This is a genomic window from Rubrivivax albus (assembly GCF_004016515.1).
GTDB classification, from domain to species: domain Bacteria; phylum Pseudomonadota; class Gammaproteobacteria; order Burkholderiales; family Burkholderiaceae_C; genus Rubrivivax; species Rubrivivax albus.
Map to the genome: position 1 here is coordinate 777820 of NZ_SACT01000002.1, position 23930 is coordinate 801749.

Sequence of the window (23930 nt, forward strand, 5' to 3'; positions counted from 1 at the left end):
ACGCGTGCTGTCGTTCATCGCCCCGATGACGCAGCTCAACACGCCCTACCCGTCCACCGCCTACCTCACCGGCTTCCTGCGCAGCCGCGGCGTGCCCGCGGCGCAGGCCGACCTGGCGCTGGCGCTGGCGCTGGAACTGCTCTCGCCGGCGGGGCTGGATGCGCTGAAGGCAGCGATCGACGCGCAGCCCGCACCCGGGCCGCTGTCGCGCGGCTTCGTCGAGGCCTTCGACGCTTGCCGCGCCGCCATCGGCCCGGCAATCGCCTTCCTGCAGGGGCGCGACCCGACGCTGGCGCACCGCATCGCCGGCCGGGCCTTCCTGCCGGAGGGGCCGCGCTTCGCGGTGCTGGACGCCTACGGGCCTCCCGACGCAGGCGACGACGAAGGCGACGACCCGCTGGCCTGGGCCTTCGGCAGCCTGGGCGTGCAGGACCGGGCGCGCCACCTCGCCACGCTGTTCCTCAACGACCTGGCCGACGTCATCCGCGAGGCGGCCGACCCACGCTTCGAGTTCGTGCGCTACGCCGAGCGGCTGGCGATGAGCCAGCCGAGCTTCGACCCGCTGGCCGACGCCCTGGCGGCACCGCCCAACCTGGTGGACGGCACGCTGCAGCGCCTGGTAACGGACGCCCTGGCCCGCCATTCGCCGCAGGTGGTGCTGGTATCAGTGCCGTTCCCCGGCGCGGTTTTCGCGGCCTTCCGCATCGCGCAGGCGGTGAAGGCCAAGGACCCCGACATCGTCACCGTGCTCGGCGGTGGCTACGTGAACACCGAGCTGCGCGAACTGGCCGAACCGCGCGTGTTCGACTTCTTCGACTTCGTCACGCTGGACGCCGGCGAGCGGCCGCTGCTGGCGCTGCTGGAACACCTGCAGGGCCAACGCGGCGCCAGCCGCCTGGTGCGCACCTTCACCCGCATCGACGGCACGGTGCGCTACCTGAACCTGGCCGAGCCCGACATCCCGTTCGCCGAGGCCGGCACGCCCACCTGGGACGGCCTGCCGCTGGACCGCTACCTGAGCCTGCTGGACATGCTCAACCCCATGCACCGGCTGTGGAGCGACGGGCGCTGGAACAAGCTGACGGTGGCGCACGGCTGCTACTGGAAGCAGTGCAGCTTCTGCGACGTGGGGCTGGACTACATCGGCCGCTACGACGCGGCCACCGCCGAGACCCTGGCCGACCGCATCGAGGCCATCGTCGCCGAGACCGGTCAGACCGGCTTCCACTTCGTCGACGAGGCGGCACCGCCGAAGTCGCTGAAGGCGCTGGCGGCGGAGCTGCAGCGGCGCCGGCTGGCCATCAGCTGGTGGGGCAACGTGCGCTTCGAGAAGACGTTCACCCCGCAGCTGTGCGAGCAGCTGGCCGACAGTGGCTGCATCGCCATCAGCGGCGGGCTGGAGGTGGCGTCCGACCGCCTGCTGGCGCTGATGAAGAAGGGCGTCACCGTGGACCAGGCCGCGCGCGTGACCAAGGCCTTCAGCGACGCCGGTATCCTGGTGCACGCCTACCTGATGTACGGCTTCCCGACGCAGACGCTGCAGGAGACCGTGGACGCGCTGGAGACGGTGCGCCAGCTGTTCGCCGAAGGCTGCCTCCACAGCGGCTTCTGGCACCGCTTCGCCTGCACCGTGCATTCGCCGGTGGGGCTGCACCCGGCACAGTACGGCGTCACGCTGCGCCCGTTGCCGCCCGGCAGCTTCGCGAAGAACGACGTCGCCTTCGACGACCCCACCGGCACCGACCACGACGCGCTGGGCCCGGGGCTGAAGAAGGCGGTCTACAACTTCATGCACGGCATCGGGCTGGACGAGGACGTGCGCGCCTGGTTCGACTTCCCGGTCCCCAAGGCGCGCGTGGGGCGGCAGCGCATCGCGCGTGCGCTGGCGGCGCCGCGCTGATGCATACGGCGGGATGAACGACTTCCGGCTGCACCGCACGCACATCTCGTCGCTGCTGTTCGCCGGCGACCAGGTCTTCAAGTTCAAGCGGCCGGTGAAGCTGCCGTTCGCCGACTTCTCCACGCGCGTGCTGCGCCAGCATTTCTGCGACGAGGAGCTGCGGCTGAACCGCCGCACCGCGCCCGCGCTGTACCGCGGCGTGGTTCACATCGCAGGCGAGCCGGCGGTGTGGATGCGGCGTTTCGACGAGACACAGCTGTTCCACACGCTCGCCGAGGCCGGCACGCTGGAAGCGTTGCAGGTGGACGCGCTGGCGCAGGCGGTGGCGGCGTTCCAGGCCACGCTGCCGGCGGTGCACGGGCCGTTCGACGCCGCCGACGTGGCCACGCGCTGGGCGGCGGCCAACCTGCGGGAACTGCAGGCCCTGCCCGGCACCGCCGAGGTGGCCGGCCCACTGGACGACCTGATCGCCTGGGACGCGGCACAGGCGGCGGCACTGGCCCCGCTGCTGCGCGAACGGCAGGCGCAGGGTTGCACCGTGGAGGGCCATGGCGACCTGCACCTGGGCAACATCGTCTGGCACCACGGCGCGCCGGTGCTCTTCGACGCCCTGGAGTTCGAACCCGAGCTGCGCTGCGGCGACCGCGGCGCCGATCCCGCCTTCACCTTCATGGACCTGCTGGACCACGGACTGCCGCGGCTGGCCTGGCGTTTCGTCAGCGCCTGGTGCGAGGCCGGCGGCGACCAGGACGCGCTGCCGCTGCTGCACTGGCAGGCCGCCTACCGCGCTGCGGTGCGCGCCAAGGTGGCGCTGATCGAAGGCCGGGCCGCCGTGGCTGGCCGACGGCTGGCGCTGGCGCGCCGTCTGGCCGCCACACCCCGGCCCACGCTGTGGCTGACGGCAGGGCTCTCGGGCAGCGGCAAGAGCACGGTGGCGCAGCAGTTGGTGGAGGCCGCCGGTGCCGTGCGCGTGCGCAGCGACGTCGAGCGCAAGCGCCTGCACGGCCTGGCGCCCACGGCGCGGCCGGCCGACACGGCGACGCTGTACGGCACCGACGCCACCCTACGCACCTATGCGCGGCTGAACGCCGTGGCGGCCACGGCGCTGAACAGCGGCGTGTCGGTCATCGTGGATGCCGCGGCCCTGAGGCGCGGTGAGCGCGACACGCTGCGTGCGACCGCGCAGGCCGCCGGTGCGTGCTTCATGGGCCTGTGGTGCGATGCGCCCGCAGACGTGCTCGCCACGCGCATCGGCCGCCGGCAGGCCGCAGGCACCGACGCGTCCGACGCCGACACCGCCGTGCTGGCGCTGCAGCAGCGCGTGGCTGAGCGGCCCGCGGCCGACGAAGGCCTGCAGGTGCTGGACACCCGTGGCACGCCGGCCCAGGTGGCCGCGGCCGTCGAGGCGCTGGTGCGCGAACGCGGCGACGACCCGGCCAGCGCTTGACATCGGTCAACGCGTCGAGAGGCCGGCGCCGCATCATGGGCACAGGAGGTGTGCCATGAGTTCCATCCGCCAGATCCTCGCCCTGATCGACGACGGCCCGCGGGCAGACGCCGTGCTGGCTCTGGCCGCGCAGCTGGCCACGCGCCACGGCGCCAGCGTGCAGGCGTTGCACGCCGTGCCCACCGCCACCGCAGGCGCCGGGGGCTACCTGTCACCCGAGGCCGCCGGCCTGGCCATCGAATACGCGGCGCAGGCCGATGCGGAGCGACAGGCCCGCGCCGCGGCCCGCGTGGCCGCCGCGGCCGAGTCGCACGGGCTGGCGATCCCGCTGGCACCGGCAGAAAGCGATGCCGTGGCCGCGGCGCTGGCCGCCGCCCACCACAGCGACCTCGTCGTGCTGGCGCAGCACACGCCAGGCGACGGCCAGGTGGCCGGGTTCGCCGGCAGCGTGCTGGTGGGTGCCGGAGCGCCACTGCTGTTCGTGCCGTCGGTGGACGCCCTGCCCGCCGACGCCGACGGCGCGCCGCGCTGCGGCCACCACGTGCTGGTGGCCTGGGCGCCCACGCGCGAGAGCACTCGCGCGCTGCGCGACGCGATGCCGTTGCTGGCCATGGCGCAGACCGTGGAACTGGTGACCCTGGCCGACGCCGACGGCGAGGAGCCGCCGCTGGACGGCGTGTGCGGCTACCTGCGCCGGCATGGCGTGGAGGCCACGGTGCACGTGGTGGCACGCGGGTCGGCGCCGCTGTCTGCCGGCCTGCTGGGTGCCGGCTGGACGCCCGACGTGCCGGTGGCCGAGGCGCTGCTGTCGCATGCCGCGGATACGAATGCCGACCTGATCGTGATGGGCGGCTACGGCCACGCTCGCCTGCGCGAACTGGCGCTGGGGGGCGTCACGCGGACGATGCTGAAGTCCATGACGGTGCCGGTGTTGATGTCGCACTGAGCCCGCAGGGCGGGCTCCGGGGTCGCACTGAGCCCACAGAGTGGGCGCCCTGGGCCTGGGCGACCAGGCTCAGGGTCGCTTCAGCAGCGTCGTGCCGCCGTGCGTGGCGGCGCCGTCCAGCAGGATGGTCGAGAAGATCAGCCCGTCGGCGTTGCTGCCCAGGAAGTTGCCGCCGAACACCGACGACTGCGGCACGAAGCCGGTGCAGCCGGTGCAGCTGCCGCTGCTGTAGTTGCCGGAGAACGCGCCCGAGAGCGTGCGCGCGTCGAATCGCGTGCTGCCGTTGAGGCCGCTGAAGACCAGGCCGTCGACGGTGAAACCGAGGTTCTGCACGCCCACGTCGCGGGTCACGAAGTTCACCGCCACGCTGCCACTGACCCCGGTCAGGTTGCCGCCACCGGCCGGCGTGAAGACCGCGGTGCCGGTGGTGGGCATGCCGCGCGTGGCGTCGCCGGCGATCCAGTCCACCGCGCCCAGGGCCGGCGCGCGCACGACCTGCCCACCCAGCGTGACGCTGGCGCTGGCGTCCGGCGTGGACAGCCAGCGGCCCCAGTAGGCCACGGTGCCGTCGGCCAGCGTGCTGCTGCCCAGCGCCTGCTGGGTGGCGCCAGCGCGCTGGGCCTGGAAGTCGCCGGCCCGGCCCACGGACTCGAGCGCGCCGGTGTCGCTGACGCGGTAGGTGTCGCCCTTCCACTCGGTGTTCAGGCCGTAGCCCAGCGTGGGCTGGCCGGCGTTGGTGACGTTGAAGGCCAGCCCCGTGGCCAGGTTGGGCACGAAGTCGGTGCCCGACCCGGCGGGGTTGCTGGTGTAGTCGCGGCTGCGGTCGCCGGCCGACAGCGCGGTGGCATCCGTGGGCGCGGCCGCGGCCACCTGCACCACGGTCTGGCCGGCCTGGATGGCGGCCACGGCGCGCGCCGCGTCGATCACGTAGGTGGCCTTGCCGCGGTCCACCGCCTGGCCGGCGGCAGCGGCCACCACGGCACGGATCTGCACCTGCGTGCCCAGCGTGATCTCGGGCATGGCCTGCTGCTGCTCGACCGCCAGCGCGAAGCCAGGGTCCAGCTCGGCCGCGCGGCGGAACTGCTCGCGCGCCTCGGCGAAGCGGCCCTGGTCCTTCAGGTCCAGGCCGTTGGAAAAGGCGCGGAACGCCTCGACGTTGGTGGTCTGGAAACGCTCGATGCGCGCGCGCACCTCGGGCGGCAGGGTGTCCAGGTCGATGCCGGCGGAACGCAGGATGCCGAAGGTCAGCGTCTTCTGCGCGCGGAACAGCGCCGCGATCTCGCCGCTCTCGCTGGTCACGCCCAGGTTCTGCGCGTTGCGGCTGTCGATCACCGCGCCTTCGAGCACGAAGCGTTGCGGGGGGGTGGTCTGGGCCACCGCAGGCAGGGCCGCGCTGCCCAGCGCGGTGGCGACCAGCAGGGCCGCGGAAAGGGTCGTCCGGCGGTTCATCACTGCACCTCGAAGTTGCCGACGATGACCTTCTCGGCCCGCATCAGCCGGCCCGAGCGCACGGCGCCGTCGGGGTTGGCGAGGCCGGCGTCGCCGAGCTTCATCTCGTCGAGCAGCAGCTGCACCTTCTCGCGCTCGAGCACGGTCAGGCCGGGCACCTTGGTGAGGTCGGCGATGATCATCGCCGCCAGGCCCTTGGCCATGGCGCGGTACTGTTCGTCGCCGCGGTTGACGAAGGCCTGCACCGCGATGCTGCCGGGCTCGGGCTCGGCCACGGCCACCTCGCGCTCGCGCGCCACCGCCGCCTGCACCTCCTGCTGCAGCTGGGCCGAGCTGAGCACGGTCAGCGTCTTGGGTACCTCGCGCGCCGTGGCGCCCTCGGGGTCCTCGCGCGCGTACTGCTGCAGCTGGCGCAGCGCCTCGGCGTTGTCGCCCTGGCGCAGCGCGATCAGGCCCAGGTAGTAGGGCACCAGCGGTTCGCCTGGCGCCGCTTCGCGCACCCGCTTCAGCGCCTCGGCAGCCACGGCATCCTGCTCGGCGCCGAAGGCCTCGATGCCGGCCTTGAGCTGCGCGGCCACGGCCACGCGCGCCTGCTCGGCGGCTTCGCGGCGCGGCTGGTCCACCGCCAGCAGCGGCGGCTGGGCCAGGATCTCCGGCCGCACGGCAGCGCCGTCCCAGCGGAAGTGCCGGTTGCGCAGCACCGAGCGCCCGCCCTGGTACTCCAGCACCGCCTCGCCCTGGGCCACGCTGCCGTACAGCCCTGGCGTCAGCGTGCAGCCGGCGTCGGCACGGCACCATTCCAGCTTCAAGAAACCGGTGGCGCGCAGCTGACGCTCGCCGGCCTGGCCGTCGCCGACCAGCACGTACCAGTCCGGCGATCCGGTGGCCAGGCGCAGCCCGCCGGCGGTCAGCGCCAGTTCCTTGAAGCCGGCGCGCGGCAGCGCCACCTCGCTGGCACTGCCGAGCATCAGCAGCGTGCCGTCGATGAAGCGCAGCTGGGCCGTGCCGCCGTCGGCGGTACGCACGCGGCCCTGGTCGAAGTCGGTGCCTTCGACCACCGGGCGGCCGTCGAGCGTGACCGTGCCTTCGGCATGCACCAAGCGGGCCTGCGACCACGCCGTGCCGCAGGCCAGCAGCGCCGCCAGGGTGATCAGGGTGTGTTTCATGCCGTGGCCTTCTCGTCGGTCTCGTCAGTACTGGTAGCGGGTCTTCACCGTCAGCGTGTGGCGTTCGGTGTCGTACAGGTCCTGGTTGGACCGGTTCCAGAACGAACTCCATTCCGCCCGCAGCGACCATCGCGGATCGAGCGCGTAGGTGGCGGCCAGGTCGACATTGACCGCCGTGTCGCTGCGCGTGTTGCCGAAGCCGATGTCGCGGCCGCGGTACTTCTGGCCGTACACCGTCAGCCCTCCGGCCACGCGCAGCCTGGCCATCGGCGAGGCCGAACCGAACAGGCGCAGCAGCGGCACGTCGCGGCTGAGGTCGTCGCGCAGGCGACTGTTGTGTTCCACCGTCCAGCTGGCACGCAGGCCCACCTGGGGTGCACCGGCCAGTTCGGGCAGACCCCAGGTCCAGCTGCCGCCGACGGTGACGGCGCGTGCGTCGCGCACCTGGTCGGCGCCGGCGTGGCGGTACTCGAAGTACTGCGCAAAGGCCGTGGCACTGTGCTGCGGGCCACGCGTGAAACTGGCTTCGCCGCCGACGGAGAAGGTGTCACGGTAGCGGTCGTCGTCCACCCGCAGTTCACCCAGGCCGAGCGTGAAGCGGTACAGCGCCTCGCCGCGCAGCTGCGTGAAGCCGGCGTTGAAGGCAATGTTGCTCTGGTTGAAGCTGCGCTCGCGAAAGTGCTCGCGGTGGTCGACGTCGGCACCGGCGAAGACCGAGAACTGCGGGCTCACGCGCCAGGCCTGCTGGGCGCCGGCGGCCAGCTGCAGGAAGCCGTCGGCCACCGCCTGCGACGGCGAATCGGCCAGGCTGACGGTGCCGAAGATGAGGTCGATCTCGTCCAGCGTGGTGCCGCTGTTGACGTTGCTGTCGTGGCCCAGGCCGGCTTCCAGGTAGACGCGCGCACTGCTGGCGCGCCGGCGGTCGTCGCGCAGCTGCATCGCGGCCAGGAAGCCCTCGATGTTGCGCCGCACGGCCGCCGGCGGGTTGTAGCGCAGCACGAACTCGAACTCCGAGCGCGCCCGCGCGTACTCGCCGACCAGGAAGTAGCCACGCGCCAGTTCCAGCCGCGCGCGGTCGTTGGCCGGCACCGCGGCCAGGTGGCGCTCCAGCGCCAGCAGGCCTTCGGGCACGCGGCCGGCAGAGACGGCGGCGATGCCGTAGAGGAAGTCGAAGTGCACGTCGCCGATCAGCTCCGGGTGGCGCTGGCCCAGCATCACGGCCTGTTCGAACTGGCTGCTCTCGACCAGCCGGCGCAGGTCGTCCAGCGGCGCAGCGGCGGCCGTGCCCAGGGCAGCGGCCAGCAGCAGCGTGGTGGCGCTGCGGCGAAGGCCGGCGGTGCGTCGTCGCAGGAAGGTCATGGTGTCGTGACGGCGCTCAGCAGCTGCCGGCGCAGGGTGGGGTCGATGGACAGCAGCGGCAGGCGCAGTAGCACCGGCAGCGAGACCTGCTGCGTCTCGCCACGCAGCAGCGCGGCGATCACGGCGGCGGCTTCGGCATCCAGCTCGGCCGGGCCGGCATTGCCGCCGGTGGCGCCGGAGCCCGAACCGCCGGCGCCGCCCAGGGCCTCGCTGCTGCGGCGCAGCGCGTCCTCCGCGCGCGCCAGCGTGGCCGGGTCGAGCACGACGGCGAACTGCGTGTCGCCACCGGTGGTGCCACCGTCGGGGTCGTCGATGCGCGGTGGCGTCGGCAGCACGATCAGCAGGCCGCTGACGTAGCTGACCGCGTAGTTCGCGGCACTGCCGCTGGCGAAGTCCAGGCCCGTGGGCCGCAGCTCGAAGATCGAACCGCCCGGGGCCCCGACGCTGCCCGGCGGCACCGGCTGCAGCACGCCGGCCAGCACGTCGCCGCTGGCCAGGCCGGCACCCCCCAGCGCGTAGCCGAAGCTGGCCGGGTTGGGCTCGTCGGCGAAACGCACCACGCTCTGCGTGGCCACGGTCAGCGGGCGCGGTGTCACCGTCAGCGTGCCGCCTTCGTAGGTGATGGCGTAGTTGAGGGCGCTGAAGCTGCCGCCCCCGGCGTTGCCGATGGTGATGTCGTAGACGCCCACCCCGGCACGTGCGGCGGCGCCGGCACTGGCAATGTCCACGCTGCCCAGGGTCTCTCCGTTGGCCAGCCCTCGGCCGCCAATGCTGTAGCTGCCGTCGCCGAAGGCGAACAGGTCGCCATACACCTTGGACTGCAGCAGCGCGGTCAGCGTCAGCGGGCGCGGGCTGACCAGCAGCGCCGTGGCGCGGTAGCTGAGCACGTAGTTCGCCGGGTCGAAGCTGCCGCCCTGCGCGTCGCCGATGCTCAGGGTGTAGCTGCCAGGCGCAGCCGTGGCCGCCAGGCCGTCGCTGGCGAACTGCACACGGCCGATGGTCTCGCCGGCCACCAGGCCGCTGGCGATGAACTCGCTGCCGTCGAGCACGATGGCGTCACCGTAGTCCTTGGCCAGCGTGGGTGCCGCCAGCTCCAGCGCGCGGCGTTCGATGTCGGCCGTCAGCGCCAGCGTGTCGGCCAGCAGCAGGTAGTTGCCGGCGTCGTCGCCGCCCAGGGTCAGGCCGACGTTCACCGCCTTGCCCACCCCGGCACCGGCGCTGGCGAAGCTGGCGCTGGTGCCCAGCGTCAGCGCGTCGCCGTCGAGGCGGTCGTCGGTCACGGTCACGCTGGCGGCGGTGCTGCCGTCGTAGACCTTGCTGGCGGCACTGGCAGTGACCTGCAGCGTGCGCGGCGTGATCGTCACCCGCAGGTCGGCGTCGGCTACCAGCCGGTAGTTGCCGGCATCGGCACCGTCGAGCGCCGCGCCGTCCAGCACCACGGCCTTGTCCACACCCACGTGCTTGTCGGCCATGCTGGCCGTGGCCCCGTCCAGGCGCAGGCTCAGGTCGTCGCCGGCCACGGCGCCGGCCAGGGCTGCGGCCGACGTGTCCAGCGCCACGCGGGTGCTGCCGTCGTAGACGCGGCCCATCGCCGCCAGGCCGCTGGCCGTCAGCGTGCGCGGGGTGATGGTGACCGTGAGGCCCAGCGTGTCGGCCAGCACGTAGTTCAGCGCGTCGGCACCGGACAGCGACAGGCCCTCGATGACCACGCCCTTGTCGGTGCCCACGTGCTTGTCGAGCATCAGGCCCTGCGTCGGCACCAGGCCACCGACGCCCAGGCTCACGTCGTCGCCGCTGACCAGGCCGTCCAGCCCGGCCGTGCCTTCCAGCGCGCCGTTGAGCGCGACCAGCAGCGTGCCGTCGTACTCGCGGTCCACCGCGTTCAGGCCGCCCAGGCCGGTGACCGTCAGCGGCCGCGGCGTGATGCTGGCGGTGGTGCTGGCGGTGGTGTCGGCCAGCACGTAATTGGCCGCGTCGTCGCCGCCCAGCGTGATGCCGCCCACGCTGACGGCCTTGCCGGCGCCGGCGTTGCGGCCGCCGCTGAAGACCGCGGTCTGCGTCAGCGTCAGCACGTCGCCATCGATGGCGCCGTCGAGCACGCCGCTGACCTGGGCCACCGTGGTGCCGTCGTAGACCTTGTCCACGCCGGTGTACACGGCCGTGACGGTGCGCGGCAGGATGCTGGCGGTCACACTGCCGCTGGAGTTCAGCAACTGGTAGTTGCCGGCGTCGGCGCCACCGAGCGTGCCGTTGTCGAAGCTCAGCAGCAGGCCGTTGCCGGCGTTGCGGCCGGCGGCGAAGACACCGCTGGCCGACAGCACCAGGTCGTCGCCGGCCACGGCGCGGTCGCCACTGCCGGTGGCGGTGCCGGCAGCCGTGCCGTCGTAGACCTTGTCCACGCCCACCCACACGGCGGTGAGCGTGCGCGGCGTGATGTCCACGCTGACGCCCTGCACGCCCTCGATGACGTAGTTGGCGGCGTCGGCGCCGGTGAGGCCCAGGCCGTCGATGACCACGGCCTTGCCGGTGCCGACGTGCTTGTCGGCCATGTGGCCCAGGGTCTGGCCGGTGCCGGGCACGGTGACGCCCACGTCGTCGCCGACGATCAGGTCACCGGCGCGCGGCGCCACGCCACCAACGGCCACCAGGTCCACCACCACCGCGGTGGTGCCGTCGTATTCGCGGCTGGTGGCGCTGGCGGTCAGGCCTTCGAGCACCACCGGGCGCGGCGTGACGCTGGCCGTGCTGCTGGCACTGTCGACGTCCGTCACGTAGTTGCCGGCATCGGTGCCCTGCAGCGTGATCGCGCTGATGGCCACGGCCTTGTCGGTGCCGACGTTCTTGGCCCCGGCGCCGGTGAAGACCGCGGTCTGCGCCAGCGTGACGCTGTCGCCGTCGATCAGCCCGGCCAGCAACCCGCTGACCGGTGCCGTCACGGTGCCGTCGTAGACCCGCGTGCCGCCGCTGTAGCTGACGGTGAGCAGCCTGGGCGTGATGTCGGCCAGCGCGGTGCCCGTGGGGTTGGCCAGCACGTAGTCGGCGGCATCGGCACCGCCCAGCGTGCTGGTGTCGATGCGCACCGCCAGGCCGGTGCCGGCATGGCGGCCGGCCTCGAAGACGCCGCTGCCTGCGATGGCGAGGTCGTCACCGGCCACCACGCGGTCGCCGCTGCCGATGGCGCTGGCGACGTCGGTGCCGTCGTAGACGCGCGAGACGCCGGCCCAGCTGACCGTGAGCGTGCGCGGCGCGATGTCCACAGTCAGGCCGGCGCTGCCGACGATCAGGTAGTTGGCGGCATCGGCGCCGGCCAGCCCCAGGCCGTCGACGACGATGGCCTTGTCGGCGCCGGCGTGCTTGTCGGCCATCTGGCCGGTGGTGGCGCCTGACGGCGGCACGAGCACGCTCACGTCGTCGCCGGCGATCAGGTCGCCCGGTCGTGGGCCGGCACCGTCCACCGCGCTGACCTGCACGGTGACGGTGGTGGTGCCGTCGTATTCGCGGCCCTCGGCGCTGACGCTCAGGCCTTCGATGACCACCGGCCGCGGCGTGACGCTGGCGGTGGTGCTGGCGGTGTCGCCGGTGAGCTGGTAGTTGCCGGCGTCGGTGCCCGACAGCGCAATGCCGCTGACGGCCACCGGCTTGGCGTCGCCGACGTTCTTCCCGTCGCTGAACACGGCGCTCTGCGACAGCACCAGGCTGTCGCCGGCCACCATGCCGTCGACACTGCCGGTGACCGGCGCGGCGGTGCCGCCGTCGTAGACCCGCGTGCCACCTGCGTAGACCGCGGTGACGCTGCGCGGCGTGACGCTGGCGGTGGTGCTGCCACTGGTGTTGTCCAGCCGGTAGTTGCCGGCGTCCAGCCCGATCAGCTGGCCGCCGCTGACGGCCACCGGCTTGGCCACGCCGACGTTCTTGCCGTCGGTGAACAGGCCGCTGGCGCTGCCGGAGAGCACGTCGCCGGCCAGCACGCCGGCCAGCGTCACGGCCACCGGGGCGTTGGTGCTGCCGTCGTAGACGCGGTCGATGCCGGCGTAGGCGGCGCTGATGGTCAGCGGCGTGATGTCGACCGTGACGCCACTGGCGGCGGCGATGACGTAGTTGCCGGCGTCGGCGCCCGACAGGCCCAGGCCGTCCACCAGCACCGGCTTGTCGGTGCCGGCATGGCGGTCGGCCATGCGGCCCACCGCGGTGCCCGGTGCCGGCAGCGAGAGCAGCACGTAGTCGCCGGCGATCAGGTCGCCGGCACGCGGCGTGCCGGAAATGCCGCCGGGCACGTTGACGTCCACGAGCAGCGTGCCGTCGTAGACGCGGTCCACGGCCTGCACGCCCGCCAGACCCTCGACGACCACCGGCCGTGGCGTGATGCGGCCGGTGGCGCTGGCGGTGTCGGCGGGCAGCAGGTAGTTGCCGGCATCGGCACCGCCGAGCACGATGCCGCTGATGGCGATGGGCTTGGCGTTGCCGACGTTCTTCGCGCCGTCGCCAGTGAACACCGCGGTCTGCGTGAGCGTCAGCACGTCACCGCCGATGCGGTTGCCCAAAGTGCCGGTGACCGGCGCGGCCACCGTGCCGTCGTAGACCCGTTCACCGCCGGTGTAGCTCAGCGTCAACGGGCGCGGCGTGATGTCGGCCGTGGTGCTGCCGCTGGCATTGGCCAGGGTGTAGTTGCCGGCGAAGGCGCCGGAGAGGAAGCCGCCGGTGACCGCCACGGCCTTGTCGGTGCCGGCGTTGCGGCCGTCGCTGAACACGCCGCTGGCCAGGATGGCCACGCCGCCGGCGTCCACGCCGAGCAGGTCGGCCGTGGTGGCGGCGATGGTGGCAGAAGCGGTGCCGTCGTAGACCTTGTCGGCCGCGGTGTAGACCGCCGTCAGCGTGCGCGGCGTGATGTCCACCACCAGGCCGGTAGCGCCGACGATCTGGTAGTTGCCGGCAGCGGCGCCGGTGAGCACGGCGCCGCTGATGGTCACCGTCTTGTTGTTGCCGACGAAGCGGTCGGCCACGCTGCCGGTGCTGATGCCCTCGGGCGGCAATGCGATGTCCACATCGTCGCCGGCGATCACGGTGCTGGTGTCGACGCTGGCGCCCGTGACGTTGACCTGCACCGTGGTCGTGCCGTCGTAGACGCGGTCGATGGCGGTGACGCCGGCCACCCGGATGGGCCGCGGCGTGACGGTGGCGGTGGTGCTCGCGGTGCTGGCCGTCAGCGTGTAGTTGGCGGCGTCGGCGCCGACGAGCACGATGTCGGTCACGCTCACGGCCTTGCCGGCGCCGGCGCTGCCGTCACCGGTGAACAACGCGGTCTGGCCCAGACCGACGGTGTCGGTGTTGACGAAGCCCAGCGAATCGCCGGTGACCGGCGCGCTGCGGTTGTCCACGCCGTCGTAGACGCGGCTGCCGCCGGTGTACAGCGGCGCCACCGGCTTGGGCGTCACGTCGCCGGTCGCCTGCGCCGTGGTGCTGGCCAGCGCGTAGTTGCCGGCATCGGCGCCGGAGAGACGGATGTCGCTGACAGCGATGGGCTTGTCGGTGCCGACGTTCTTTGCACCGGCCCCGGTGAACAGCGCCAGCTGCGAGAAGGTCAGCACGTCGCCGTCAATGATGCCGGCGGTGGTGGAGACCACGCTGGCGGTGACGCCGCCGTCGTAGACCTTGGTCAGCCCGTCGAAGCTGGGCGTCAGCAGGCGCGGCGTGATGTCCACCGTGATGCCGCTGGCCGCGGGGTCGATCAGGTAGTTGCCGGCGTCGGCGCCGGCCAGCGACAGCCCGGTGACGGTGACCGACTTGGCGCTGCCCACGTCGGGCGTGGCGATGGTGCCGGTGCTCAGGCCTTCGGGTGGCTGCACGACGCTGACGGTGTCGCCATCGACGAAGCCACTGGAGCCGATGGCGCCCGGGGCCGACACGGCGACCGTGGTCGTGCCGTCGTAGGCGCGCGAGGCGGCCTCGATGCCCGAGATCACCACCGGTCGTGCGGTCACGCTGCCGCTGCTGGTGGCGGTGTCGTTGAGCACCGTGTAGTTGCCGGCATGCGTGCCCGACAGCAGGATGTCGGCCACGGCGATGGGCTTGCCGGCGCCCACGTTCTTCGCGCCGTCACCTGTGAAGAGGGCGCTCTGCGTGGTCTCGACGGTGTCGCCACCGACGATGCCCGAGCCCGAGCGGTTGAGCGTGACCGTGGCGGCCGTGGTGCCGTCGTAGGCCTTGCTGTCGCCGGTGAAGGCCAGCGTCGCCGGCTTGGGCGTGACGTCCGACGGCGTGGCGCTGCCAGTCGGGTTGAGCAGCCGGTAGTTGGCCGCATCGCTGCCCAGCAGCGCGTTGTAGACGACGACGATGGGCTTGTCGGTGCCGGCGTGTCGGTTAGCCGTGTAGCTGTCGGGTGTGCCGCCCGGCTCGGTGTAGACGGCGCAGCCGTAGTAGATGTAGCTGCAGTAGTCGTTGATGTACTGGCTGACGGCATCCCCGTCGACCACGGCGTCGAGCGTGGCGGTGACCAGTGCGTAGGGCGAACCGTCGTAGACCTTGTCCTGGCCGGTGTAGGTGGCCGTGAGGTCGCGGCGCGCGATGTCCACCGTCACGCCGCTGCCGCTGCCGGTGATGGTGTAGTTGCCAGCGTCAGTGCCGGTCAACGACAGGCCCGGCACCGTGACCGCCTTGTCGCTGCCGGCATGCTTGTCCGCCATCAGACCGGTGACGGTGCCGCCGCCAGGCACGAGCACGCTGACCGTGTCGCCGGCGATCACGCCGCCGGTGTCGACCGCGGCACTGCCGATGTCCACCTGCACGTTGACCGTGCCGTCGTAGACGCGGTCCACGGCGGCCACGCCGGTGACCGTGAGCGCCTTCGGCGTGATCGTGCCCTGCAGCGTGGCGGTCGTGTTCTGCAGCGCGTAGTTGCCGGCATCGGCACCCGACAGCGTGAGCCCGCTGGCGGTGATGGTCTTGGCCACCACCTGCCCGCTGCCGTTGTAGGCCACGTTTTTGTCGGCATAACCAATGCTGGTGGCGTTGACGGTGATGTCGTCGCCGCCGTACCAGTAGGTGGGCCAGTAGGTGGCGGCGCTGTTGGTGCCGTCGTAGACGCGCGACGAAGAGCCCTGGTGCGCCAGGTAGACCGTGAGCTGGTACGGCGAGATGTCCACCGTCACCGCGCCCGGTGTCACCGTGTAGTTCAGGGCATCCGGCCCGCGCAGGCCGGCACCGATGATGTCCACCGGCTTGCCCACGCCCACGTGCTTGTCGGCCATCTCGCCGTAGACGCCGCTGGTCTGCGGCAGCACCAGGTCGCCGGCCACGACGCCCGTGAGCGTCGCGCCCGACGTGTCGATGCTGATGATGGTGCTGGTGTTGTAGACGCGATCCCGTGCCGCCAGTCCGTCGAGCGTCAGGGCCTTGGGCGTGATCTGTACCGTGATGCCGTCGAGTCCGGTGATCGTGTAGTTGCCGGCATCGGCCCCGGTCAGCGTGGCGCCGACCACGGTGACCGGCCGCGTGCCGACGTTCTTGTCGGGGATGCTGCCGGTGGTGACGCTGTCGGGGTCGAAGGCCACCACGTCGCCGGCGATCACACCGCCGAGCGCGCCGGCAGCGGCGTCGACGGCAACCACGGTGGTGCCGTCATAGACACGGTCGACGGCGGTGATGGCGCCCACCGTCACGGGCTTGGGCGTGATCGTCGCGGTGGTGGTCAGGCCGCCGGGCAGGCTGTAGTTCGAGGCCTTGCCCACGGCGCCATCGGCGATGCCGTAGCTGCCGCTGAGCACCACGGTCTTGTCGACGCCGGCGTTGCGGTCGGCGAAGGCGGCGGCGAAACCGCCGCCGGGCACGAACTGCAGGTCCTCGCCGGCCACCAGGTTGCCGAAGGCCGGCGACGCGGCCAGCGTGGCGGAGGTGGTGCCGTCGTAGACCTTGTCGAGCACCACGCCGGTGAGGCCGAGCGTGCGCGGCGTGATCGTCAGCGTGCCGCTGCCGCTGATGTCCAGGTCGTAGCCGCCCTGGGTGGACACCAGGTTGCCGGCACTGATGGCGTAGCTGCCGACGTCCACCGCCGCGCCGTCCACGACGATGGCACCCGGGTTGTCGACCAGCACGCCGCCGAAGTCCAGCGTGCCGCTGCCCAGGCCCGCCGTGCCGTCGTATTCGCGGCTCACGTCGTCCAGCGTCAGCGTCAGCGGCGTCAGGAAGCGGCGCAGCAGCGGCAGGCTTTGGCCCTCGTACTGGCGCCAGACGGCTGTGCTGCCGCCGGCGGTGGCAATGTCCCAGCCGTCGAACGTGGCCGGGTCGCGCATGGCCGCCAGCGTGCTGGCGGTGCCAACGGCGCTGGTGGCCTGGCCACTGGCGTCGGTGGCCCAGTAGCTGGCGGCCGCCGTGACGCCGTCGCGGCGAATCTGGCCGACGAGCCCGCCGACCAGGCGCGAGGCCTCGAGCCCCGTGCCTGTCACGGCACCCGTGGCGTAGACGCGCTCGACACTGCTGTCGGTGCTGCCCACCAGGCCGCCAGCGCGCACGCGGCCGCCGTCGGCAATCGCCGAGACAGCGCCGGTGGCATAGCTGTCGGACACCACCACCGCCGTAGCATTCGGGCCGCTGAGGCGGCCAGCGAGGCCGCCGAAATGCAGCTCGCTGTAGTTGTCGCCGGCCACCGGGCCCGTACCGGCGGCCAGGGTCACGCTGCCGCTGGCCGTGCTCTGCTGGATGCGACCGTCGCCCGCGGCACCGCTGTAGGCCGTCAGCTCGCCGACCAGGCCGCCAGCGGTGGCAGCGGAACTCTCGGCGTTGAGGGTCACGTCGCCGCTGGCGCGGCTGCCCACGATGCCACCGTAGCTGGCCATGCTGCCGACCAGCCCGCCGGCGGTGTAGCTGGCCTGGACGGCACCACTGGCCTGGCTGTCGCGGATGCCCAGGTCGATGGGCGTGTTGGCATCGGCGCCGCTGCCGTAGCCGCCGTAGTAGTAGCCGACGAGCCCGCCGGCGATGAACGCGTCGCTGACATCGCCACTGGCTTCGCTGGCGACGATGCCGTAGCTGACCGTGCCGACGTTGAACCAGTAGTCCGTCGCCTCGCCGACCAGGCCGCCGGCGTAGTAACCGCCGGACACATGCCCGGTGGCGCGGCTGTCGCTGATCGTCGAGCCGGCGTAGTAGCGGTACTGGCGGCCGACCAGGCCGCCGGTCCGCCCAGATCCGTTGCTGTTGACGACGTCGCCGGTGGCGCTGCCGTTGTCGACACCGATGTAGTCCAGGCGGCCGAACAGGCCGCCGACGTCGCCATGCCCGCTCACGTTGCCGGAGGCGGAGACGTTGCTCGGGGCCGCCACGCCGGGGTAGCCGCTGTAGTTGGCCACCAGGCCGCCGGCGTTGCCGGCGCTCGACACGTGGCCCGTGGCGGCGTTGTCGGCAAACACCATGCCGGGGTAGCTGCTGTAGCTGCCGGCCAGGCCGCCGGCGCGGTGCGAGGTCGAGCTGCCGCTGCTGTCCTGGGCCGTGACCGTGCCGCTGGCGCTGCTGCGCTCGACGCTGCCGGCGTCGATGCGGCCCGCCAGGCCGCCGGCGTCGGAACCATTGGCATCGGCCAGCACGGCACCACTGGCACTGCTGTCGACGATGCCGCCACCGGCCGTGTACTGCGCGTAGTAGCCCACCAGCCCACCGGCGTAGACGGTGCCGCCGTTCGTGGACACCGCGGTGACCGCGCCGCTGGCCTCGCCGCGGTCGATCGGCGTGTAGGTGGCATAACCGACGAGGCCGCCGACGTAGGTGCTGCCGCGCACCGTGCCGCTGGCGCTGCTGTTGACGATGCCGGTGTCGTTGCTGCTGGCCTGCCCCACCAGGCCCCCGGCGTAGCTGCCGGAGGCGACCTGGCCGATGGCCTGGCTGTCGGCCAGGCGGGTGCCGTTCTGCCACTGGCCGAACAGGCCGCCGGCGTAGCTGCCCGCGGTCACGTCGCCCTCGGCGCGCAGGTTGACCGCGTCGCCGGCGTTGTTGCTGTAGCCGATCAGGCCACCGGCCGAGCCGCTGGAGCCGGCGGTGACATCGCCCGTGGCCGTGAGCTGGCTCAAGACGCCGTTGTGATGCTGACCCAGCAGACCACCCACGAAGCCGTTGCCGCCCGTCACCGTGCCGCTGGCCGTGCTGTTGCTCACGGCACCGTTGACGTAGCCCGCGAGGCCGCCGACGTCGCCGTTGCCACCGGTCACGGTGCCGCTGGCGCTGCTGTCGGCGATCGCGCCCTGCACCTGACCCGCCAGGCCACCGACGTCGCCGTTGCCCCCGGTGACTGCGCCGGTGGCCGAACTGGCGGTGATGTCGCCGCCGCTGTAGCCCACCAGGCCGCCGGCGCCGCCGCCGTTGCCGGACTGCGTCACCGTCGCCGTCCCGGCCAGGCCGCTGATCGAGGCGGCGCGGCTGTTGCCGACGATGCCACCGACCCAGGTCACCCCGCTGACCGACGTGGCCGTGGTCGACACGTCGTCCAGCACCGCGGTGCTGAAGTGGTAGCCGACGACGCCACCGGTGTTGCCGCCGCCGCTGACGTTGCCCGCGGCGCTGACGCCTGCCAGGCTGCCGGTCATGCCGTAGTAGCCGACCGCGCCGCCCACGCTGTAGCTGCCGGCATCGCTGCTGGTGACCGTGCCGCCGGCGGTGCTGGTGGCGATGCTGCCGGTGCCATTGGCAAAGCCCACGAGGCCACCCGCGTCGCCGAAACTGCTGACGTCGCCGCCGGCGTCGCTGTCGACGATGGAGCCGGTGCTTGGCGAGAAGTAGCCCACCAGACCGCCGGCGTAGCGGCCGCCCGAGACGTCGCCGGTGGCCAGGCCGCGTTCGATGCCGCCGCCACTGACATAGCCCACCAGGCCACCGATGGAACCGCTGGACGTGGACGCCACCGACACGGTGCCGGTGGCGCTGACGTCCGTGAGGCTGCCGCTGCCGTCCTTCTGCCCCACCAGGCCGCCGGCGTTGACGCCGCCGGTGTCGCCGTCGGTGGTCACGCTGCCGCTGGCGCTGGCGTTGCTGATGGTGCCGGCGGTGCGGCCGACCAGGCCGCCGATGTAGACCGTGCCGGAGCCGGTGCTGCGCACGTCGGCGATGGCCGTCACGTCGCTGATCGCCGGCGCATCGGCATAGCCGATCAAGCCGCCGATCCAGCCCGCCGTGGCCGTGACCGTGGCGCCGCTGGGGGTGGCATCGCTGAGCGCGCCATTGCTGTTGTAGTAGCCCACCAGGCCGCCGGTGGAGTTGCTGCCGCCGAGCACGTCGCCCGAGGCGGTGACCGCCGTCATCTCGCCCGGCATGCCGTAGCGCCCCACCAGACCGCCGACATAGGTGCCGCCCGCGGCGGTCACGTCGCCGGTGGCACCGCTGCTCTGGATGCCGGTACCGGCCGTGCCGCTGCTGGCCCAGCCCACCAGGCCGCCGGTCTCGGCGCCACCGCTCACCGCCCCGCTCGCGTTGCCGCGCAGCAGCGTGCCGCCGTGGTTGTAGTAGCCCACCAGGCCGCCCACGGCACCACCGCTGCCGCCGTTGGTCACGGTGGCGGTCGAGGCCACGTCGGTGAAGCCGCCGCTGCCCTGCGCACGGCCAACCAGACCGCCGACGTCGCCCAGGCCGCTGACCGTGCCGCTGGTGCTGCTGTTGCTCACCGGCCCGGCGCTGCGGCCGAACAGGCCCCCGGCCGCCCCACTGCTGCCGGTGGCCTCGACGATGCCGGTGAAGCCCAGGCCGTCGGCCAGGCCTGTGGCGTCGCTGTAGCCCACCAGGCCACCGACCCAGCGCGGGCCGCTGACCGTCTTCGTCTGCCCCGGCGGCACCACGCTGACCACACTGCCGGCCGCCAAGGCCACCGAACCGTTGCTGAGATAACCGATGACGCCGCCCGTCATCTGCCCGCCACTGACGTCGCCCGCGGCGGTGAGCGCCACGGGGCTCACCGAGCCGCCGTACTGCCCCACCGCACCGCCGACGTAGTTCGCGCCGTTCTCCGACCCGGTGCTGTCGACGCTGCCGGTGGCGCTGGCATCGGCCACACCGCCCGCGCCGCTGAGCACACCCACCAGGCCGCCGGCCGAACCGGCGCCGGTGACGTCGCCGCTGGCGCTGCCATCGCTGAGCAGGTTGCCGTTGCTGGCGGCGAAGCGGCCCACCAGGCCGCCTGTGGCCGTGCCGCCAGTGACGTTGCCGGTGGCGCTACTGGCCGTGATGGCACCGCCGGCCACCTGGCCGGCCAGGCCACCGACGTCGCCATTGCCGCCGCCATTGGCCGTGACGCTGCCACTGGCACTGGACCCGTCGATGCTGCCGTTGAGGTAGCCGACCACACCGCCGGCACCACCGCTGGTGCCGGTGTGCGTCACGTCGACCGCGGAAACCAGCCCGCTGACCGTGCTGCCTGTGCTGTAGCCCACCAGGCCACCCACCCAGCCGCGGCCCTCGATGCTCGTGATCGTGGTCGTCAGGCCGCTGAGGCCGCCGTTGACGTGGTAGCCGATCACGCCGCCGGTCTGGGCACCGCCGCTCACGCTGCCGCTGGCGGCCACGTCGCTTACGCCGCCGTTGAGGGCGCTGTAGCCGATGGCGCCACCGACGCTGTAGGTGCTGGTGGCGCTGCTGGCCACGTCACCGCTGGCACTGCTGTCGGTGATGGTGCCGGTGCCGGTGGCGAAGCCCACCAGGCCGCCGGCATCGCCGAAGCCGCTGACATCGCCGCTGGCGGTGCTGTCGGACAGCGTGCCGCTGCTGGCACTGTAGTAGCCGACCAGACCTCCGGTGTAGAGACCGCCGCTGACGGCACCGTCAGCCTGCGCGCGCGTGATGCTGCCGAGGCTGCCGTTGCCGATCAGGCCGCCGGCACGGGTGGCGGAGGTCGAGGTCGAGACGACCGTGACCGCACCGGTGGCGGCCACGTCGGTGAAGCTGGCGCTGGCGCCGCCATCGGCGCTCCCCACCAGGCCGCCGGCATAGGCCTGGCCGGTGGCATTGCTGGCGGAGACGCTGCCGCTGGCCGTGGCGTTGCTGACCGCGCCGCCGGTGCGCCCGGCCAGGCCGCCGACCCAGACGCCCGAGGTGCTGGTGGCCAGCACGTCGGCTTCGGCGGTGGCGTTGCTGATCGCCCCGCTGCCGCCATACCCCACCAGGCCGCCGGCATAACGTGCTGCGGTCACGTTGCTGCCGGTGGCCGTGGCGGTGTCGATGGCCGCCGCGCCCGGCACATAACCGACCAGGCCGCCGGCGTAGGTGTTGCCCACGACGTCGCCCGACGCGTCGACCCGCTCCAGCGCGCCGACCAGCCCGTACTGGCCGATCAGGCCGCCTGCGGCCGTGCCGGTGCTCGTGACGGCGCCGCTGGCACTGCTGTCGGCGATGCCCACGCCAACGGCCGACGAGGCGGCCGAACCGACCAGGCCACCGGCGGTGTCCGTCCCGCTGACGCTGCCCGAGGCCTGGCTGTTGACGATGCCGCCGCCGGCCACGGGGGTGTAGCGGCCCACCAAGCCGCCCGCCTCGTGGCCGCCGGTCACGTTGCCCGAAGCGCTGGCGTCGGCAATGGCGCTGCTGGACAGGCCCACCAGGCCACCGACGTAGAAGCCGCTGTCGTTGGTGGACCCGGCACGCAGCACGGCCGTGACGCTGCCGGTGGCAGAAACATCGCTGAGGCTGCCACGGGCCGTGCTGCCGGCCAGGCCGCCGACGTAGGCGGTGCTGGTGTTGGTCTCGGCGGAGACGGCACCCGCGGCACTGCTACGGCTGATGACCGCCGCCAGCGTGTCGTTGTTGTCGCCCACCAGGCCGCCGGCGCGCACGCCGCTGCTGCTGTCGTCGATGGCGGTGACGTCCACCGACGCGTGCACGTTGTCGATCACCGTGCTGCCGGCCACCACGCCGGCCAGCGCGCCGGCCGCCTGGCTGCCCTCGACCGAGCCGCCACTCAGCGTGAGGTTCTCGATGCGCGCGTTCTGCACCGACGCGAACAGACCGGTGGCATTGCTGGCGGGTGCATCGACCACCAAGCCCGCGATCGTGTGGCCCAGCCCCTGGAACTGGCCGCGGAAGCTGTTGGCGTTGTTGACGCTGGTGGTGGCTTCGTTGCCGATCGGGCTGAAACCGTCGACGGCGCTGGCACTGGCGTTCAGGTTGTCGGCCAGCGCGTAGCGGCCGGCCAGCGCCGTGGTGTCGCCGTCGATGGCCTGCAGGTCGGCCAGCGTGCGGATCATCGTGTAGGCGTTGCCGTCCAGCGTGAACGTGCTGTTGGCACCCGGCAGGCGCACGCGCACGCCGGTGTCCAGCGTGAAGGCGCCGCCGGCACCGGTGTTGACCACCAGACCGGCGCCGCCGCCGGTGGCGGTGATGTTCGCGTTGACCAGCACGTGCCGTGCCGCGGTCAGCGTCAGCACGGTGCTGGCCGTCCAGGACACATCGGCGTTGACGCGGATGTCGCCCGGCTCGGCGCCGCCCGGCGCGGTCTCGAGCTCGACGTTGCCCAGGCCCAAGTTGCTCGCCAGTGTCAGCGCGCCGATGCTCGAGCCGTCGTTCGAGCCGCCGCCGGCGACGACGGTGAAGTCCGTGGGGTCGATGCGCCAGGTGCCGTGCGTGCCGGCCTCCGACAGCGTGTTCACCCGCGTGCCGGTGGCGATGTGCACGTGTGCGGCCGAGGTGTCGACACGGCCGCCGCGTCCCTGTTCGGCCGTGGCATCGATCTCGCCGGACAGCGCCAGCGCCCCGCTGGCCATGCCGCCCTGCACGGTGATGCGCCCGCCGTCGATGCGGCCGGCGCCGCGTGCCTGCAGCGTGCCGCTCGATTCGACGCGGTCCCCGGTGATCCAGATCTCGCCGCCGCGGTCCTCCAGCGCGTCGGCACGCACCAAGCCGCTGTTGTTGACCAGCGACCGCGCCACCGCCTCGGCCGACGCCGCCGTCAGCCGCACGGTGCCGCCGTCGGCCTGGATCCGGCCGCTGTTGAGCACGGTGCCGGCCATGCCGGCGTCCACCGCCGCCGAGATCAGGCCATGGCCGCTGATGCTCACGGTGGCGGCACGCCCCGCCGCGAGCACGACGGAACCGGCGTCCACCGTGAGGCTGCCGCGGTTGTCCACCGTGGGCGCCAGCAGCGCCAGGTAGCCACCGGCCTCGGCGGTGAGCTCGCCTTCGTTGACCACGGTGCCGTCGTCGTCACCGCTGAAGCGCAGCTCGCCGGCGGCGAAATCGGCCTGCGACAGGTCCAGCGTGGTGGCCACCAGGCCGCCCACGTCGACCCGGCTGCCGGGCGCGAACAGCACACCGTAGGGGTTGCTCAGGAAGACCTGGCCATTGGCCTGCAGCTGGCCGAAGATGCGCGATGCCGACTGGCCGGTGATGCGGTTGAGCGCGATCGAGTCCCGCCCGGGCTGCACGAAGCGCACCGTCGCGTCGCGGCCAATGTCGAAGCTCTGCCAGTCCAGGCCAAGGCGGCCGGTCTGCTGCGTGATCAGCAGCAGGTTGCCGGTCAGCGACAGCGTGCCGCTGCCCACACGCACCTGGCCGCCCTGCGGCAGGGCGCCGGCCGGCAGCGCCGGCGCGGCCGGGGGCGGCGTCTGCGCCAGGCTCCAGCCGCAGAACGGCGCCAGCATCGAGGCCAGCAGGCGCGAGATGCGGCGCTGGTGCGGCAGCAGGTTGGGGCGGTTCTGGGCCATG

General features: G+C 72.8%; 7 protein-coding genes. 3 read left to right on the top strand and 4 right to left on the bottom strand.

The genetic code is table 11. The features are described 5' to 3' along the window. Positions 1–25: 25 nt before the first annotated feature. From ENE75_RS09845 to ENE75_RS09855, 3 genes are read left to right on the top strand one after another with little or no spacing between them, the layout of a single operon-like run. Complete coding sequence (locus tag ENE75_RS09845; protein ID WP_128198266.1) at positions 26–1900, top strand: B12-binding domain-containing radical SAM protein; 1875 nt, start codon at positions 26–28, stop codon at positions 1898–1900. Between the two features lie 13 nt (positions 1901–1913). Beyond that, the gene (locus ENE75_RS09850; RefSeq protein WP_128198081.1) at positions 1914–3347 is read left to right on the top strand and encodes a bifunctional aminoglycoside phosphotransferase/ATP-binding protein; all 1434 of its coding nucleotides are present in this window, start codon (positions 1914–1916) and stop codon (positions 3345–3347) included. Positions 3348–3402: 55 nt separating this feature from the next. Beyond that, positions 3403–4293 (top strand): universal stress protein, encoded by an 891-nt coding sequence (locus ENE75_RS09855; protein WP_128198082.1) that lies wholly within the window; start codon positions 3403–3405, stop codon positions 4291–4293. A gap of 69 nt (positions 4294–4362) precedes the next feature. Here the strand turns inward: ENE75_RS09855 and ENE75_RS09860 are convergent, their stop codons facing one another. Genes ENE75_RS09860 through ENE75_RS09875 form a run of 4 tightly spaced genes read right to left on the bottom strand, consistent with a single transcriptional unit; the run spans position 4363 to position 23929 of the window. Beyond that, on the bottom strand, positions 4363–5742 hold the full coding sequence (locus ENE75_RS09860; protein WP_128198083.1) for a tetratricopeptide repeat protein: 1380 nt from the start codon (positions 5740–5742) through the stop codon (positions 4363–4365). Next, positions 5742–6908 (bottom strand): CsgG/HfaB family protein, encoded by a 1167-nt coding sequence (locus tag ENE75_RS09865; protein WP_128198084.1) that lies wholly within the window; start codon positions 6906–6908, stop codon positions 5742–5744. Before ENE75_RS09865 ends, ENE75_RS09860 begins: the two co-directional genes overlap by 1 nt. A 24-nt stretch (positions 6909–6932) precedes the next feature. After that, complete coding sequence (locus tag ENE75_RS09870; protein ID WP_128198085.1) at positions 6933–8267, bottom strand: porin family protein; 1335 nt, start codon at positions 8265–8267, stop codon at positions 6933–6935. Beyond that, positions 8264–23929 carry a YDG domain-containing protein gene (locus tag ENE75_RS09875; protein WP_128198086.1) on the bottom strand — a complete coding sequence of 5222 codons (15666 nt, stop codon included), beginning with the start codon at positions 23927–23929 and terminating at the stop codon, positions 8264–8266. The genes ENE75_RS09870 and ENE75_RS09875 overlap by 4 nt, the downstream gene beginning before the upstream one ends. Position 23930: the final 1 nt, after the last annotated feature.

What these genes read in the sequence shown, in the direction of transcription:
- ENE75_RS09845 (WP_128198266.1), top strand. Translation starts at nt 26, where the DNA reads ATGACGCAGCTCAACACGCCCTACCCGTCCACCGCCTACCTCACCGGC.
- ENE75_RS09850 (WP_128198081.1), top strand. Translation starts at nt 1,914, where the DNA reads ATGAACGACTTCCGGCTGCACCGCACGCACATCTCGTCGCTGCTGTTC.
- ENE75_RS09855 (WP_128198082.1), top strand. Translation starts at nt 3,403, where the DNA reads ATGAGTTCCATCCGCCAGATCCTCGCCCTGATCGACGACGGCCCGCGG.
- ENE75_RS09860 (WP_128198083.1), bottom strand. Translation starts at nt 5,742, where the DNA reads ATGAACCGCCGGACGACCCTTTCCGCGGCCCTGCTGGTCGCCACCGCG.
- ENE75_RS09865 (WP_128198084.1), bottom strand. Translation starts at nt 6,908, where the DNA reads ATGAAACACACCCTGATCACCCTGGCGGCGCTGCTGGCCTGCGGCACG.
- ENE75_RS09870 (WP_128198085.1), bottom strand. Translation starts at nt 8,267, where the DNA reads ATGACCTTCCTGCGACGACGCACCGCCGGCCTTCGCCGCAGCGCCACC.
- ENE75_RS09875 (WP_128198086.1), bottom strand. Translation starts at nt 23,929, where the DNA reads ATGGCCCAGAACCGCCCCAACCTGCTGCCGCACCAGCGCCGCATCTCG.